The sequence below is a fragment of the Microbacterium sp. M28 genome, from assembly GCF_025836995.1.
In the GTDB taxonomy this organism is placed as follows: domain Bacteria; phylum Actinomycetota; class Actinomycetes; order Actinomycetales; family Microbacteriaceae; genus Microbacterium.
On the sequence record NZ_CP107546.1, the window covers coordinates 468,148 to 484,046 of the forward strand.

General features: G+C 69.7%; 12 protein-coding genes. 2 read left to right on the forward strand and 10 right to left on the reverse strand.

Going from position 1 to position 15,899, the window contains the following annotated elements; translation table 11 throughout:
* Window positions 1-3 precede the first annotated feature (3 nt).
* On the forward strand, window positions 4-1,356 hold the full coding sequence (locus tag OED01_RS02225; protein WP_264156785.1) for an MFS transporter: 1,353 nt from the start codon (window positions 4-6) through the stop codon (window positions 1,354-1,356).
* A 20-nt stretch (window positions 1,357-1,376) separates the two neighbouring features.
* Here the strand turns inward: OED01_RS02225 and galE are convergent, their stop codons facing one another.
* The 3 genes from galE to galT form a co-directional block, all read right to left on the reverse strand.
* Window positions 1,377-2,354, reverse strand: a complete 978-nt coding sequence (galE, locus tag OED01_RS02230; protein ID WP_264156786.1) for a UDP-glucose 4-epimerase GalE — start codon at window positions 2,352-2,354, stop codon at window positions 1,377-1,379.
* A gap of 74 nt (window positions 2,355-2,428) precedes the next feature.
* Complete coding sequence (gene galK / locus OED01_RS02235) at window positions 2,429-3,604, reverse strand: galactokinase (RefSeq protein ID WP_264156787.1); 1,176 nt, start codon at window positions 3,602-3,604, stop codon at window positions 2,429-2,431.
* 31 nt (window positions 3,605-3,635) lie between these two features.
* Window positions 3,636-4,814, reverse strand: coding sequence for a galactose-1-phosphate uridylyltransferase (galT, locus tag OED01_RS02240; RefSeq protein ID WP_264157900.1), 1,179 nt, complete (start codon window positions 4,812-4,814; stop codon window positions 3,636-3,638).
* Window positions 4,815-4,945: 131 nt separating this feature from the next.
* Here galT and OED01_RS02245 point away from each other — a divergent pair, with 131 nt between their 5' ends.
* Complete coding sequence (locus tag OED01_RS02245; RefSeq protein WP_264157901.1) at window positions 4,946-5,908, forward strand: LacI family DNA-binding transcriptional regulator; 963 nt, start codon at window positions 4,946-4,948, stop codon at window positions 5,906-5,908.
* A 23-nt stretch (window positions 5,909-5,931) separates the two neighbouring features.
* Here OED01_RS02245 and OED01_RS02250 read toward each other — a convergent pair whose 3' ends face one another.
* The 7 genes from OED01_RS02250 to OED01_RS02280 form a co-directional block, all read right to left on the reverse strand.
* Complete coding sequence (locus tag OED01_RS02250) at window positions 5,932-8,151, reverse strand: beta-galactosidase (protein ID WP_264156788.1); 2,220 nt, start codon at window positions 8,149-8,151, stop codon at window positions 5,932-5,934.
* A 104-nt stretch (window positions 8,152-8,255) separates the two neighbouring features.
* Window positions 8,256-9,542 (reverse strand): ABC transporter substrate-binding protein, encoded by a 1,287-nt coding sequence (locus OED01_RS02255; protein ID WP_264156789.1) that lies wholly within the window; start codon window positions 9,540-9,542, stop codon window positions 8,256-8,258.
* A gap of 29 nt (window positions 9,543-9,571) precedes the next feature.
* On the reverse strand, window positions 9,572-11,647 hold the full coding sequence (locus OED01_RS02260; RefSeq protein WP_264156790.1) for a beta-galactosidase: 2,076 nt from the start codon (window positions 11,645-11,647) through the stop codon (window positions 9,572-9,574).
* Window positions 11,648-11,683: 36 nt separating this feature from the next.
* Window positions 11,684-12,337, reverse strand: coding sequence for a YesL family protein (locus OED01_RS02265; RefSeq protein WP_264156791.1), 654 nt, complete (start codon window positions 12,335-12,337; stop codon window positions 11,684-11,686).
* Window positions 12,338-12,340: 3 nt separating this feature from the next.
* Window positions 12,341-13,276, reverse strand: coding sequence for a carbohydrate ABC transporter permease (locus OED01_RS02270; RefSeq protein ID WP_264156792.1), 936 nt, complete (start codon window positions 13,274-13,276; stop codon window positions 12,341-12,343).
* A complete protein-coding gene (locus OED01_RS02275) occupies window positions 13,273-14,268 on the reverse strand; it encodes a carbohydrate ABC transporter permease (protein WP_264156793.1) in 996 nt (331 codons plus the stop codon). The genes OED01_RS02270 and OED01_RS02275 overlap by 4 nt, the downstream gene beginning before the upstream one ends.
* A 74-nt stretch (window positions 14,269-14,342) precedes the next feature.
* Window positions 14,343-15,635, reverse strand: coding sequence for an ABC transporter substrate-binding protein (locus OED01_RS02280; protein WP_264156794.1), 1,293 nt, complete (start codon window positions 15,633-15,635; stop codon window positions 14,343-14,345).
* Window positions 15,636-15,899: the final 264 nt, after the last annotated feature.

Sequence of the window (15,899 nt, forward strand, 5' to 3'; positions counted from 1 at the left end):
GCGATGAGCATGGTCACCCGCCTGCGGGACCGTCGCCTGGGCGATGCGCCCGGCCGGCGGCAGACCATCGCGTTTGGCGCCTCCGGGTTTCCGACGCAGCTGATGGCGCAGACGTTCTCGGCCTTCGTCGTCTACTTCTACGTGGCGCAGCTGGGGGTGCCGGCCGGATGGGTCGCGGCGACGATGATCGCCCACGGCATCCTGAACGCCCTGCTCAACCCCGTCGTCGGCGCGCTCTCGGACCGGATCCGCACGCCATGGGGTCGGCGGGTGCCCTGGATCGGCCTGGGGATCGTGCCGTTGGTCGTGGCCTTCGCGCTCGTCTGGATGCCGCCGTCGCTGTCGGCCCCTGGTCTGATCGCGTGGTTCCTCGTCGTGGTCGCGGTGTACGACATCGCCTTCGTGGTCGTGGTGCTGAACATCTCGGCGCTGTTCCCCGAGATCTTCCGCACCACCGCGGAGCGCGCCAGGGGCAACGTGCCGCGGCAGATCTTCGCGATCGTCGGGATGGTGCTGGGGACGGCCGGTGCGCCGCTGCTGTACGACGCGATCGGGTGGCCGGGGATGGCGATCGCGCTGGGCGCGGTGTGCCTCGTGATGCTGATCTGGTCGTTCGCCGGCGGAATGATCGAACGCCGTGGCGCGGTGCCTGATGCCGAGACCTCGATGACGTGGAGCGATCAACTGCGGTACACGTTCGGCAACCGCGCGTTCGTGCCGTACGTGCTGGGGTCGCTGTGCGTGCAGACCGCGATCGCGGTGATCCTCGCGGCGATCCCGTTCTACGTGCGCTACTCGCTGCATGCGGCCGAGGGCGAGGGCAGCATCCTGCTCGGCGCGATCTTCGCCACCGCGATCCCCGCGATCGTGCTGTGGAGCGCCGTGGTCCGGCGGACGACCCCGCGGACCGCACTGCTCTGGGCCGTCGCGGTGCTCGGCCTCGCCGTGCTGGGCTACCTGCTTCCCGCCACGGTGCTCGGCGCCGCGCTGGTCGGCATCGCCGTCGGTGTCGGCGTCGGAGGGCTGCTGCAACTGCTCGAGGTGGTGCTGTCGCAGATCATCGACGCGGATGCCGCACGCACCGGTCATCGCCGTGAGGGCGTCTACTTCGGCGTGAACGGATTCGTCGTGCGCGGCTCGGTCGTGCTGCAGGCCGTCGTGGCCGCCTGGGTGCTGGGCGCCAGCGGATTCGATGCGGCTCTGGGCGACGCGCAGCCGGGAGCGGTGGACGGCGGCATCCGGATCATGCTGGCGGTCGTCCCGATGGGGTTCACCGCGCTGGCTTGGGTGTGCTTCTGGCTGTATCCGATCCGGACGCGGGATCTTGCGCCGGAGGCGGCCCTCCCCGCGCCATGAGACTCGGACCCGCGAGACGCTCAGCCGGCGTTGCGGCGGGCGTCCCAGCCGGTGCGCACCATCTCGTCGACCGTGTACCGCATCTTCCAGTCAAGGTCGCGGGCGGCGAGATCGCCGGCGGCGACGATCCGGTCGGGGTCTCCGGCGCGGCGCGGGCCGATCTCGGGAGTGAAGTCGATGCCGGTGACGCGGGCCATGGCATCCATGATCTGCTTGACGCTCAGACCATCGCCCGAGCCGAGGTTGTACGCGGGCTCGATCGGATCGCCGGCGGCCAGCCGCTTCGCGGCCGCGACGTGTGCCGCGGCGATGTCACCGACGTGCACGTAGTCGCGGACGTTCGTGCCGTCCTCGGTCGCGTAGTCATCGCCGTTGATGCGCGGCGTCTCGCCCGCGATCAGCTTCTCGAACACGATCGGGAACAGGTTGTGCGGGCTGACGTCGTACACGGTCGGGTCCGCGGAGCCCACGACGTTGAAGTAGCGCAGCGACGTGTGCCGCAGCGGGTGGTCGGATGCCGCGGTGGCGGTCGCCTGGTCGCGCAGCAGCCACTCCCCGATGAGCTTGGACTCACCGTACGGGCTGGCGGGCGCCTTCGCGGTGTCCTCGGTGACCAGCGCGACATCGGGGGTGCCGTAGACCGCGGCGGACGACGAGAACACGATGTTCGAGACGCCGGCCGCTGCCATCGCCTCGAGGACGATGCGCGTGCCCTCGACGTTCTGCGCGTACGTGTGCAGCGGACGCTGGACCGAGACACCGGCGTACTTGTAGCCCGCGACGTGGATGACGCCCTCGGCGTCGTGATCACGAAGGGCCGTCTCGACGAGCGCGCGATCGAGGATCGAACCCTCGACGAACGGAACCCCGTCAGGAGCGAAGGAGACCGCACCGCTGGAGAGGTCGTCGAGGATGACCGGTTCGAGCCCGGCATCCGCGAGGGCGCGGACGACGTGCGATCCGATGTACCCGGCGCCGCCGGTGACGATCCAACTCATGGTGCTCCTTCCGCGGCGCGGGCGCGCCTCGTCCATTGTCTCAGGCGCGGAGTCGACCACTCGCGACACCCGCGTCACGCGTCGCGGCGGGCTCCGGCGGCCGGCGTGACGGTGAACAGCAGCGGCGCCTCGAATTCAGCGGCCGCGAACGCGTCGTTCACGGCCGCCGAAACGGCCTCCGTGGCATCCGCTTCGATCAGCGCGATGGCCGCGCCGCCGAAGCCGCCTCCGGTCATGCGGGCACCCAGCGCGCCTGCCGACAGCGCCGCCTCGACGGCCGTGTCGAGCTCGGCGACCGAGATCTCGAAGTCGTCGCGCATCGAGGTGTGCGAGGCGACGAGCAGGTCGCCGATCGCACGCGGCCCGTCCGCGCGCAGCACGGCGACGGTGTCGAGCACGCGCTGGTTCTCGGTCACGACGTGGCGGACGCGCCGGAACGTCACATCGTCCATGAGCTCGGCGGCACGGGGCAGATCATCGACCGACACGTCGCGCAGCGACGAGGCGCCCATGATCGCCGCTCCGCGCTCGCACGCGTCCCGACGCTCGCGGTATCCGCCGGTCGAGTGGGCGTGCTTGACGCGGGTGTCGATCACGAGGATCGCGAGCCCCGCCTCCGCAACCGCCAGGGGCACCTGCTGCGCTTCGAGCGAGCGGCAGTCCAGGAAGATCGCGGTGTCGACGCCGCCGATCATCGTGGCCATCTGATCCATGATCCCGGTCGGCGCGCCCACGGCCTCGTTCTCGGCACGACGGCCGATCCGCGCGAGCGCCGTCCTGTCGAGGCCCGCTGCCCACAGGTCGTTGAGCGCGGATGCCGTGGCCCCCTCGATCGCGGCCGAGGACGACAGGCCGGCGCCGACGGGAACGTCCGAGGCGATCGCGACGTCTGCTCCGACGCCGGTCGCACCGGCCTCCTGCATCGCCCAGGCGACGCCGAGCGGGTAGGCGGCCCACTCGGGAACAGCGGGTGCAGCCCCGGTCGGCGTCGGGAACAGCTCGCCGAGCTCGGTGAGCGCGACCTCGACCGGCTCCTCGGCGAAGGTCGACGTGACCCGCACGCGGTCGTCTTCGCGGATGCCGACGGCGGCGACCGTGCGGTGCGGGATCGCGAACGGCAGCACGAAGCCCTCGTTGTAGTCGGTGTGCTCGCCGATCAGGTTGACGCGGCCCGGTGCCGACCAGACGCCGTCCGGCTCACGGCCGGTCAGCGCGGTGAACAGCTCTCGGGCGATGGCTTCGGTGCTCATGGTGTCCTCGGGTGGGGTGTGGCAGGGGAAGTCAGGAGGCGGGGTCGGCGACCGAGGCGACGGCCTCGCGCAGGCGCTCGGCGGACTTCTCGGGCGGGATCTCGGCGGTCCACGCCCACATGGCCGATTCGCTGCCGGCGAGGAACTTCAGCTTGTCGGCGGCGCGACGCGGGCTGGTCAGCTGCAGATGCAGGCGCACGCTGTCGCGGCCGACGTGCACCGGCGCCTGGTGCCACGCGGCGATGTACGGGGTCGGGGTCTCGTAGAGCGCGTCGACGCCGCGGAGCAGGCGCAGATACAGCGGGGCGAGCTCGTCGCGCTCGGCCTCCGTCGTCTCGGCGAAGTCGGCGACATGCCGGTGCGGCATGAGGTGCACCTCGAGGGGCCATCGGGCGGCGAACGGCACGAACGCGGTCCAGTGCTCGCCCTGCAGCACCACGCGGTCGGACTTCTGCTCGGAGTCCAGGATCCGTGCGAAGAGATCGGGTGCGGTGCGGTCGATGCTGTCGAGCAGGCGGGTGGTCCGAGGGGTGACGTAGGGGTACGCGTAGATCTGGCCGTGCGGATGCGGCAGCGTCACGCCGATCGCCTCGCCGCGGTTCTCGAACGGGAAGACCTGCTCGATGCCGGGGATCTGCGACAGCGCAGCGGTGCGATCCGCCCACGCCTCGATGACGGTGCGGGCTCGCGTGACGGTCTGCGTGCCGAAGGACCCGGAGTGCTCAGGGCTGAAGCACACGACCTCGCAGCGTCCGACGCTCGTGCGGGTGCGCTCGAGGCCCAGCGCCGCGAGGTCGTCGAGGCCGCGCGGCGGGTTCGCCGCCACCGGCACGCCGCCGAATCCATCCGGAAGCGCCGGACCGAATGCGGGGGAGCGGTTCTCGAACACGGCGACGTCGTACCGAGACGGGATCTCGGAGGGGTTGGCCGGGGTCTGCGGTGCGAGCGGGTCGGCATCGGCCGACGGCATCATCACGCGGTTCTGACGGTTCGCGGCGACCGTGATCCAGTCACCGGTCAGCACGTCGAGGCGCATCGAGGCGGTTTCGGGGCGCACGGCGAGATCGCGGGCGTCGACCGCACGGTCTGCTCCGAGCGTCGTCCCCGGGTCGTCGAAGTAGATGAGTTCGCGGCCATCGGCGAGCGTCGTCGCGTGCTTGACGACGCCAGCGCCGATTTCCGCCGTCCGCAACTCCGCAGATTCATGCATGTTCACGTCAACACGGTACCCTGCGGCCGGTGATAACGTCAACATTCAGGAGTTGTGAACGGAGGATGCCGGTGACGGAGCACGACCCGATCCGATCGCGCCGGGGCTCAGGCCCGTCTGCGCGGGTCTCGATGGCGCAGGTCGCCGCGCTCGCCGGGGTCTCCGGCCAGACGGTGTCGCGCGTCGTCAACGACAGCCCTCGCGTGGACCCCGCCACGCGCTCCCGCGTCGAGCGCGCGATGGCGGAACTCGGCTATCGTCCGCATCTCGCCGCGCGCACCCTGCGCACCGGGCGCTCGCAGACGATCGGTCTCGTCGTGACGACGCTCGCCACCGTCGGCAACTCCCGGATGCTGCAGGCGACGGCCGAGGCGGCAGAGGAACGCGGATACGCGCTCACCGTCGTCACCGCCGCTGGCACCGACGGCGTCAGCCGCGCCTTCCAGCGGCTCGCCGATCAGGGCGTCGACGGCGCGGTCGTGCTCAACGAGGCATCCGCTCTCGTGCCGGCCTCCGAACGTCCGACGGCACTACGACTGGTCGTCGTCGACGCGGCCGACGACACGGAACTGCGGGTCGTGCACAGCGACCACGCCGGGGGCGCGGCGCTGGCGACGACGCGGCTGCTCGAACTCGGTCACGCGACCGTGCACCATCTGGCCGGCCCCGAGGACTCCTTCGCGGCGGCCGAACGCGAGCGCGGGTGGCGCGAGACGCTCGACGTTGCCGGCATCCGGCCGTCGCGCGTCGTCCGCGGCGACTGGTCCGCCGACTCGGGGTACGCGGCGGCCGGGGCGCTTGACGCGGCATCCGCGATCTTCTGCGCGAACGACCAGATGGCACTCGGACTGCTGCGTGCGCTCGCGGATGGCGGCAGGCGGGTTCCCGAGGACGTCGCCGTGATCGGGTTCGACGACGTGCCGGATGCCGCGAACTACCGCCCCCCGCTCACGACGATCCGGCAGGACTTCACGGCGCTCGCGCACCGCGCCGTCGAGGCGCTGGTCGCGGACATCGAGGGCGATGCGGATGCCGGCGCCGGCGGCGTGATCCCGACCGCTCTCATCGAGCGCGCGAGCCACGCGCCGCGCTGAGGCGGCCGACACCACCGACCCGCTCAGCTGCGGATCTCGCGCCACAGCGCCCGTTGCGACAGCTCCACGGCGTCGACCGCGCACAGTGCCCCGGATGCCGCGGCGAGCCGATCGGCCGCGTCGACGGGCAGATGCACACCGGCGTCCTGGCGCAGCGGGAGCACGTGCAGCTCGACAGTGGACCATGGACGGACACCGGCGTCGTGCAGGTTGACGACCAGGTCGGATTCGTCCCAGAACCGGTCGGTCGCGGTTCTGCCGTCCACCCGCACCTGGGCGACGTCGCCCGCCCAGCGCACCGTGAGCACGGCGTCGCCGTCGAGTTGTGCAGGGAGGTCGACCGCATGCACGGCGGCATGCGCATCGAACTCGGCATCCGACGGCGCCGCCTGTCGACCCGCGCGCGATCCGTAGTCGCCGGGCGGGATGGAGGACGGTCGTCGTTCGCGCACCGACACCGATGCTCGCGCCGGCGTTCCTTCGACATGCTGCCACTGGAGCGTCCGCCAGCCGCCGCGCGCGTATTCGCGGACATCCGGAACCGCGTCCGCGGTCCGTGACGAGAGGTCGCCTGCCGCATCCCAGGTGAGTTCGTCGTCCGATACCAGGAGGCGCCGACCACCGGCTTCGACGACCCAGCTGCGCGCGGCATCCGCGGCGGGCAGCACGAGCACGTCGATCCCGCCGACGTGCAGCGCCGGACCGCCTGGCGATATCGCATGCACGGTCCCGGCGTGAGCGATCTCGACCGGGATGCCGGCGTCCTCGACGAGGACGAGCGTGGGCACGTCTCCGGGCAGCACGGTCAGCGCGGATGCCGTCGCCCATGCGATCTCGGTCCCGGAGACGTCGAGACCCAGCGGCCAGCGGGCGAGCGTCCCTGCGGGCACGTCGACGGGAGTGCGGGGGAAGACGATGGTGCCGGCATCCGTCTCGACCTGGAAGCGCGCGCTCTCGGACGTCGCGAGCGGGACGTGCGGCTGGTGCCACCCGATGAACACGAAGCCGCCCCGCACCGCCCACCGCAGCGTCTCGGCATCGTGCACGTCGGCGGGGCGCACGTCGGGCAGATGGGCCTCGGCGGTCGCCAATCGATCGCCGAACGCGGCGGCGAACGCGTGCTGCAGGCGCAGCGCCGCGTGGCTGGGTGAGGTGCGACCCGCCTCACCGATCGGGGCGTGGAAGTCGTAACTCATCCGCGTCATGTCGTTCGGATACCCGGTCGCCTGGGTCTCCTCGAGCCCGGGTCCTGGGTTCGTGCCGCCGGTGTACATGTAGTAGCCCTGCCACGACGAGCCGCTGCCGAGCTTGGCGTGCGCGATGGCCGCCACATCGAGCGCCGCGGGCTTCGGGCGGCGGTGATAAGCCGTGGCCATGCCGCCGGCCAGCTCGCACGTCGCGACGGGGAACCACGGCGACACGTCGGATCGGCGCGACGCCTGCTCGCCGCGGACGTCGACGCCGATACCGGGGTCGTCCCACTCATCGGAGAAGAAGTAGTGCGCACGGAAGGTGTCATCCCACGGTTCGCCGGGGTCCACCCAGAACCCGTCGCCGTATCCGCCCCAGAGCGGGAGCACCTCGTCGTCCGGCAGCTGAGCGCCGCCCCATGCGGTCGCCGTCCACAGCGGCGCGGACAGGCCGGCTTCGCGCGCGAGGCGCTTGAGCGTCACCAGGTGTCCCGGTTGGTCGTAGAGCTCGTTGTCGAGCTGGATGCCGAGCAGGCGGTCGGGTCTCGCCCTCCCGTCCAGCGCAGCACCGAGCCGCCGGAACCACTCAGCCACGAGCGCGAGATACGCGGGGTCGTCCGTGCGGTGGCGCACATCCGCCGCCTGCACCCAGTCGGGGAAGCCGCCGTTGCGCGCCTCGCCGTGCGCCCACGGGCCGATGCGCAGCACGACCTCGAGGCCCTCGTCGCGTGCCGCATCGAGGAACGCGCCGACGTCGAGGTTCCCGTCGAACGACGCCTCGCCTCGTACGGGTTCGTGGTGCAGCCACAGCACGTACGTCGACACGACCGTGATACCGCCGGCGCGCATGAGTCGCAGCCGTTCGGTCCATCGCTCGCGCGGCACTCGGCTGTAGTGCATCTCGCCGGACACCGGCATCCACGGTATGCCGTCGCGCAGCAGTGCACGGCTGGTCAGGCCGAGACCTTCGCGATGGTCGACGGCGTTCGCCATCCGAGGGCGCCGCTCGTCGCGGGCTCGGCCGGTGGCGTCGAGGCGCAGCGGTTCGGTCATGACGGGCTCCTTCTCCGCGGGGCGGGATGCCGAGAGGGCAGTGACGCACGGTCGCACGCGGCGGCCCGGCGTCACTGCCCTCGCGATCACAGGGGTGGCGGTGCTCAGCTCCCGAGGATGACGTCGGCCTCGGCGAAGAACTGCTTCACCGCGTCATCGATCGAGATGGCGCCCAGGCCGATCGACTTGCCGAGATCCCAGAAGGTCTGCTCCAGCGAGCCGTAGCCGACGACCGGGACGGGCGGAGCGTCGCCGATGCGGTCGGCGGCGGCCTCGATGTAGTCGGCGACCTGCTTGTCCGCCCCTTCGAGGACGGTGCCCTCGAGCTTCGACGACGAAGCGGGGAAGCCGAGGGTCGTGCCGAAGATCTCGCCCGCCTCCGGGCTGTTCACCACGAAGTCCAGGAAGATCGCGGCCGCCTCGGGGTGCTCGGTGTTCTCCGCGATCGCGACCTGGAGCCCGGCCTGGCGATACAGGTCCTTCGAGCCCTCCTTCGCGGTGGGCGGCGCGATCATCGAGATCGATGAGGAGCCGGAGTCGGCGAGATAGCCGCCGAGGAAGTTGCTCCAGCTCATCTCGCTCGCGGTGATCGCGGCGCCGAAGCCGGACTTCGGCGAGAGCTCCTCGAGGCGCTGCTGCGGAACCGTGACGCCCTCGCGGATCGCGTCGCCCGATTCCCAGAACTCGCGGAGGTCGTCCTCGGTGAATCCGAGTTCACCGTCCTCGGTGTACAGGTTCTCGCCGTTCGCGCGCAGCTGCAGCTCGAACAGCTGGATGCGCTGCGTGTAGTCCGTGCCGCCGTAGACGGTGCCGCCTGTGGCGTCGGTGACCGACGCCATCCACTCGTCGAACTCCTCGAACGATGTGCCTGGCTCCGGGGCCTCGACACCGGCGGACGCCAGCAGGTCGTCGTTGATGAAGTTCGCCCACAGGCTGTATCCGGTGGGCAGCGAGTACTGCACGTCGCCGAGGGCACCGGTGCCGAGCAGGGACTCGTCGAACGTGGACATGTCGATGTAGTCCGACACCTCGGCGAGGTCGAGCAGGTTGCCCGATTCGCCGTACTGGCGCAGGTAGCTGTCCGAGAACTGGAACACATCCGGCAGGCCGCCGCCGGCGGCCTCGGTCTGACGCTTCTCCCAGAAGCTCGGGAAGTCCGTGAACGACACGTTCACCGTGATGTTCGGGTGCTCCTCGTTGAACGCCTCGATGAGGTCGTTGTATCGGGTCGCGCGGTCGTCGTTGCCCCAGAAGGCGTAGTTGATCGTGACCTTCTCATCGGGGTCATACGCGTCCGACGAGCCGGAGTCGCCGCTGCCGCAGCCGGCGAGGACGAGCGCGGCGCCGGTGGCCAGCGCGGCAGCGGTGAGAAGACGGCGGGGTGCGGGCATGGAATGCTCCTGTCGTGTTTCGGAGGGGATCAGAGGGCGACGGCGTCCGCGAGCGGGGCCGTGTGCGCGGCAGGCGCATCGATCGGTACGAGGACGAACGCGACGCCCTGGGAGTCGAGGGCCACGCGTTCGACTGCGGCGCCGGTCTCGGCATCCGTGCCGCGGACGGCGACCTCGACCGGGTCATCGCCGTGGTTGATGATCGTCACGAGCTCGCCGCGCCTGGCGACCTCCACACCGGCCGGCACGTCGGGGACGACCGGACGGACGCCGGATGCCGCCACGAGAGCATCGACGACGGCGGCGAGGCCTTCGGCATCCGGCTGGGTCGCCAGGTACCAGGCCTCGCCGGCACCGAACCGGTTGCGGGTGAGGGCGGCCGATCCGGACTGCAGGCCGGACTCGAACGTGCCGAGCACCGACGCGCCTGCCGGTCGGACCGCCTCGGCCACCAGCCGTCCGCCGTACGTCGCGCCGTCGAACGAGAACGGGACCGTGCCGCGGGCCGCAGCCGCACGTGCGGCCTGGGTCGCCGCCGCGCTCAGCGCGCCGACGCCGTTCCCGCCGGTCGACTCGCCCGCCAGCGCGCCGAAGTCCTCGAAGCGCAGCCCCACGACATCGCCGAGCAGCGTCAGGAATCCACCGTCGCGGAACTGGTCGTGCTCGTCGACGATGTCGGTGAACGGCCCGGTCACGAGCGTGCCCCCGTCCTCGACGAAGCGGGCGATCGCCGACGCCCCCTCTTCGCGCAGCAGGTACAGCACGGGGGCGACCACGAGGTCGTATCCGACACCGGCATCCTCCGGCGCGATGATGTCGACCTGGATGCCGCGGTCGTGGAACGCGCCGTACCACTCGAGCGTCAGCGCGAGGTAGTCGATCTCGGTCGGGTGATCGCGCTCCTCGACGGCCCACCAGTTCTCCCAGTCGAACACGAGGGCGACCTGCGCGTCCCGTCCTGGTGCGGGCAGGTCACCGAGCGCGGCGAGCCGCGCACCGAGCTCGGTGACGGCGTTCCAGGTGCGGGTCTGCGTTCCGGCGTGAGGCAGCATCGCGGAGTGGAACTTCTCGCTGCCTGCGCGGGACTGCCGCCACTGGAAGAACATGATCGCGTCGGCGCCGCGGGCGATCGACTGCGCGGTCTCCGCCATGAGCGCTCCGTCGCGCTTGCCCGGATTCCCCGGGCGCCAGCTGACGGCATCCGTCGCCTGCTCCCAGAGCATCCACGGCACACCGGGCTTGAGCGAACGGACGAGGTCCCGCTGGAAGGCGGCGTCGCGGATGCGGTTCGGATTGGCGGGATCGGGATAGCAGTCGTCGGCGATCACGTCCATGTGCGGAGCCCAGCGACGGTAATCGGCCGGCTTGAACGGACCCATGAAGTTCGTCGTGATCGGCTGGGTGACGCCGGCGGCGAGCAGGATCTCCCGCTCGGCGAGATAGCACTCCAGCAGCATGTCGCTGGTGAAGCGGCGCCAGTCCAGCATCGACGACGGATTGTGGCTGTACGGCGCCAGTCGAGGGGGGAAGATCTCGTGGAACGATCCGTACGCCTGCGACCAGAAGCTCGTGCCCCAGGCCGCGTTCAGTGCGTCGATCGTGCCGTACCGGGCGGTCAGCCAGACGCGGTACGCGTCGCGCGCGGCATCCGAGAAGTCCATCCACAGGTGGCAGCCGAACTCGTTGCCGACGTGCCACATCACGACAGCCGGATGCTGCGCATAGCGCTCGGCGAGCCGCCGGACGAGCTCGCCGGCCAGGCGCCGATAGGTCGGCGACGATGGCGCGAAGTGCTGTCGGCTGCCCGGCCAGTACGACGCCCCGTTCTCGTCGACCGGAAGGGTCTCGGGGTAGGTCGCGCTCACCCACGGGGGAGGGGATGCGGTGGCGGTCGCCAGGTTCACCCTGATGCCGCCGGCGTGCAGCTTGTCGATCACCGTGTCCAGCCACGCGAAGTCCCACACGCCCTCGGCCGGCTGGATGCGCGACCAGGCGAAGATGCCGAGGCTCACGATGTTGACGCCGGCCTCCTGCATGAGGCGGACGTCATCGTCCCAGACGTGTTCCGGCCACTGGTCGGGGTTGTAGTCGGCTCCGTACAGCACGTCGAGCGGCTCCAGTTCTTGCGGTGAGGTCGGGGATCAGGCGTGGCGGCGCTGGCGTGCGGGGACCGCGACGGCGGCGAACGCGGCGCAGCCGAGGCCGGCGAGGATGAGCGGCACGAGCATCCAGGTCAGGACGCCGGCGAGGACGGCGGCGACGGCGAGGTAGACGGCGCCGACCGGGTCGGCTGCGGCGGTGCGCAGGATGCCGCTGGCGGCGGTGCGCCATCCGGTCTCGGGCGTCCAGGCGCTCGCGGTGATCAGCAGCGCGGTGGCTCCGATGAGGAGCCCTGCCCAGCCGATGAGGGCGATGGCCTGTCCGCCGGGGAGGATGCCGGACTGTGCGACGAGGATGTCGACGGCGAGGACGATCGCAGCGGCGCCGGTGATCGCCCCGACGACGAGTCCGCCGGGCAGGAGCGCCTGCCGCCAATCGTGCCAGAAGGTCCGCGTGTGCGATTCCTCGGCGTTGACGTAGCGGCGCAGGTGCCGGATGCCGGCGGCCAGGGCTGCGGGGAGGGTGATGACAGGCAGGCCGGCGATCGTGATGAGCAGGCCGGTCCACAGCACCTCGCCGAACAGGGCGAAGGCGCCTTTCGCTCCCGGATAGCGGGCCGGGGCTCGGTCGTCGAGCGTGGGGCCGCTGCCGGAGGCGTCGGCCTGTCGTGCGGCGCGGAGTTGCGAACGGTTCATGGGTCAGCCCTTCAGGCCCTGTGTGGCGACGCCGTCGACGAGGAAGCGCTGGAAGACGAGGAAGAACGCCAGGACGGGGAGGAGGGCGACGAATGATGCTGTGACGGTGGCGCCGTAGTCGCTGGAGGAGGTCTGGTCGTTGTACAGGCGCAGCGCGATGGGCAGGGGGTAGTTCTCGGGGCTGGTCAGGTACAGCAGCGGGCCGAGGAAGTCGTTCCAGGCCCAGATGAACGCGAAGATCGAGCAGGTGATGAGTGCGGGCTTGATCAGCGGGAGGATGATGGCCCAGAAGATGCGGATGTGGCCGGCGCCGTCGATGCGAGCTGCCTCATCCATGTCGCGGGGCATCTGGCGCATGAACTGGACGAGCAGGAACACGAAGAAGGCCTCGGTGGCGAGGAACTTCGGCAGCAGCAGCGGCCAGAACGTGTCGACGAGGTCGAGCTCGTTGAAGATGATGTACTGCGGGATGATCACGACGTGGAACGGCAGCAGCAGGGTGCCGATCATCGCGGCGAACAGGATGCCGAGGCCCTTGAACTGGATGCGGGCGAACGCGTAGGCGGCGAGGGCGCTGGAGAGCACGGTGCCGATCACGGCGCCGGCGGCGAGGATGAACGAGTTCAGGAAGAACCGCCACATCGGAACGCCGGCGATGCCCTCCATGACCTTCGCATAGTTCTCGATCGTGGGCGCGTTCGGGAGCAGACCCATGTTGGAGCCGAACTCGCTGTTGGGCTTGAACGTGGAGAACAGCAGCCACACCAGCGGATACAGCACGATCGCGGTCAGGGCGATGAGGGCGACGAACCAGATGATCGTCTGCCAGGTCTTGCGTCCGACCTTGCGGCGGGTCGGGGCGGCCGGGGCGGCCTGCTGCTGTGCGAACACGGGGGTCGAGGCGGCGCCCGACGTGGTGGCAGTGTGGGAAGTGCTCATCGGTTGTCTCCGGCGTAGTGGACCCAGCTGCGCTGAGTGCGGAAGAGGATGAAGGCGATGATGGCGACGACGATCAGCAGCACCCAGGCGATCGCTGCGGCGTAGCCCATCTGGCCATCGGAGAATCCGCGCTTGTAGAGGTACAGGGTGATGAAGTTCGTCATACCGGCCGGTCCGCCCGAACCGTTGGAGATGATGTAGGCCGAGCTGAACACCTGGAACGCACCGATCAGACCCAGCAGCAGGTTGAAGAAGATCACCGGCGACAGCATCGGCATCGTCACGGCACGGAACCGGTGCCAGGCACCGGCGCCGTCCATCTCGGCCGCCTCGTACAGCTCCTTCGGGATCTGCTTGAGGCCCGCGAGGAAGATGACCATCGTCGCGCCGAACTGCCACACCGCCAGCAGGATCATCGCCGGCAGCACCAGGTCGGGGTTGCCGATCCATCCGCCCAGATCGATGCCGAACAGGGACAGCGAGTTGTCGACAGGGCCGTCGTTGGCGAACATCGCCCGCCACACGATCGCCACCGACACCGACCCGCCGATCAGCGACGGGGCGTAGAACGCGGAGCGGAAGAACCCGGCACCCTTGTCGCGGTAGTTCAGCAGCATCGCGACCGCGAGTGCCGCGGCCAGCGTGATCGGCGTCCCGACGAGCACGTAGATCAGCGTGATCTGCGCCGACTGCATGAACGCGGGATCGCTGGTGAACATCCGCACGTAGTTGTCGAAGCCGATCCACTTCGGCGGGGAGAAGATGTTGTAACTCGTGAACGACAGGTACAGCGAGTACGCCATCGGGATCAACGTGAGCCCGAAGAACCCGACCAGCCACGGAATCAGGAACCCGTACCCGGCCAGCGTCTCGCGCATCGCCTTTCGGCGGAGCCCAGGACGATCGCCCTCCTCCGGGCGGCTTCGCCGGAACAGGGTCCGGCTCGACGACTTCTCACCGGTCACGATGACTCGGGTGGCTGTGGTGCTCACGGGTACTCCGATGCGGGTTCGGTTCGGGGTTCGAGGGAGGCCGGGGCGGGCGCGATGCCCGCCCCGGCTGCTCATCACTGGTTGAGGACGACGTCCATCTCGGCGAAGAACTGCGTGACAGCCTCGTCCACCGTGATCGTGCCGAAGTTCAGCTCGGTGCCGAGCTGACGGAACTTCTCCTCGAGCGTTCCGTAGCCGACGATCGGTGCCGGCGGTGCGTCACCGAGGCGGTCCGCGATCGACTCCTCGTAGTCCTTGATCTGCTGGCTGATCGGGTCGAGCTCCGCGGCATCCAGCGCGGTCTCGGAGGCCGGCAGGCCGCGGTTGGTGCCGAAGATCTCACCGGACTCCGGCGAGTTCACGAGGAAGTTGACCAGCGTGGCCGCAGCCTCGGGGTGCTCGGTGTTGGCCGCGATCGTGTGCAGCATCGAGGGCTTCAGGTAGAGATCCTTCGCGTCCTCTTCCGTGACCGGAGGAGCGATGAGGTTCAGCTCGGTGTAGCCCTCGCCCAGGCCGGCCAGGTAGCCGGCGCCGAAGTTGTCCCAGGTCAGCTCGCTCGCCGTCAGCGCGCTGTCGAAGCCGCCCTTCGGGAGGACCTCCTCGACGCGCTGCTGCGGAACCCCGATGCCGTCGCGGATCGGCTGGCCCTCTTCCCAGAACTTCGTGAGCCGGTCCTCGTCGAATCCTGCTTCGCTGTCCTCGGTGAACAGCTCTCCGCCTTCGGCGCGCAGCTGGAGTTCGAAGTTCTGGATGCGGCCGGTGTAGTCGCCGCCGCCCCAGAACGCGCCGCCCGAGGCGTCGGTGACCTCACCCATCCAGTCGATGTAGTCCGTCCAGGACCCGCCGCCGAAGTTCTCGACGCCTGCGGTCTCGAGCAGGACGGGGTTCGTGAACAGGCCCCACGCGTTCGTGGACGTCGCGATGCCGTAGGTCGTGTCGTCGACGACGCCGATGTCGAGGATGTTCTGCGGCAGCGGGTCGGTCTCGATGATGTCGCCGAGGTAGGGGTCGAGATCGAGCAGCAGCCCGTTCTGCGAGTACTGGCGCAGGTAGGAGTAGTCGAACTGCATCACGTCGGGCAGATTCTTGCCCGCTGCCTCGGTCTGACGCTTCTCCCAGAACTCCGGGAACGCCAGGAAGGAGACGTTCACCGTGATGTTCGGGTACTCCTCGTTGAACGCGTCGATCGCCTCGTTGTACAGCTCGGCGCGGACGTCGTTGCCCCAGAACGCCAGGTCCAGGGTGACCTTCTCATCGGGGTCGTAGGTCGCTGCCGCCTCCGGCTCGCTGCTGGAGCAGCCGGCCAGGACGATGGCAGCGCTGGCGGCGAACGCGCCGACTGCGAGCACACGCTTCTTGTTGAACATCTTTGTCCTCTCTGTGAACGCCTCTGTTCGGACCGCGGAACCTCAGCGTCTCGGGTGGTGTGGTGCACGCGCTCCGTGGTGCGGGAAAGCGCTTACCGAGAATCTAGCTCAGATAAAAACGTTTCGCAAGGCTCGATCGTATAACGGTATTCAACGTTGTAAAGCCGAGTGGCCGTGACGGATCGCGGACGCGATGACGAATCACGGACGAATCCGGCCGATCGATCCGTGAAAATCACCAGGTCCGTGAATCGTCTTCCGATC

Bases quoted from the DNA above. Each gene is read 5' to 3' on its own strand.
- OED01_RS02255 (WP_264156789.1), bottom strand. From the start codon at position 9,542: ATGCCCGCACCCCGCCGTCTTCTCACCGCTGCCGCGCTGGCCACCGGC.
- OED01_RS02225 (WP_264156785.1), top strand. From the start codon at position 4: ATGAGCATGGTCACCCGCCTGCGGGACCGTCGCCTGGGCGATGCGCCC.
- OED01_RS02250 (WP_264156788.1), bottom strand. From the start codon at position 8,151: ATGACCGAACCGCTGCGCCTCGACGCCACCGGCCGAGCCCGCGACGAG.
- galK (WP_264156787.1), bottom strand. From the start codon at position 3,604: ATGAGCACCGAAGCCATCGCCCGAGAGCTGTTCACCGCGCTGACCGGC.
- galT (WP_264157900.1), bottom strand. From the start codon at position 4,814: ATGCATGAATCTGCGGAGTTGCGGACGGCGGAAATCGGCGCTGGCGTC.
- OED01_RS02280 (WP_264156794.1), bottom strand. From the start codon at position 15,635: ATGTTCAACAAGAAGCGTGTGCTCGCAGTCGGCGCGTTCGCCGCCAGC.
- OED01_RS02270 (WP_264156792.1), bottom strand. From the start codon at position 13,276: ATGAGCACTTCCCACACTGCCACCACGTCGGGCGCCGCCTCGACCCCC.
- galE (WP_264156786.1), bottom strand. From the start codon at position 2,354: ATGAGTTGGATCGTCACCGGCGGCGCCGGGTACATCGGATCGCACGTC.
- OED01_RS02245 (WP_264157901.1), top strand. From the start codon at position 4,946: ATGGCGCAGGTCGCCGCGCTCGCCGGGGTCTCCGGCCAGACGGTGTCG.
- OED01_RS02265 (WP_264156791.1), bottom strand. From the start codon at position 12,337: ATGAACCGTTCGCAACTCCGCGCCGCACGACAGGCCGACGCCTCCGGC.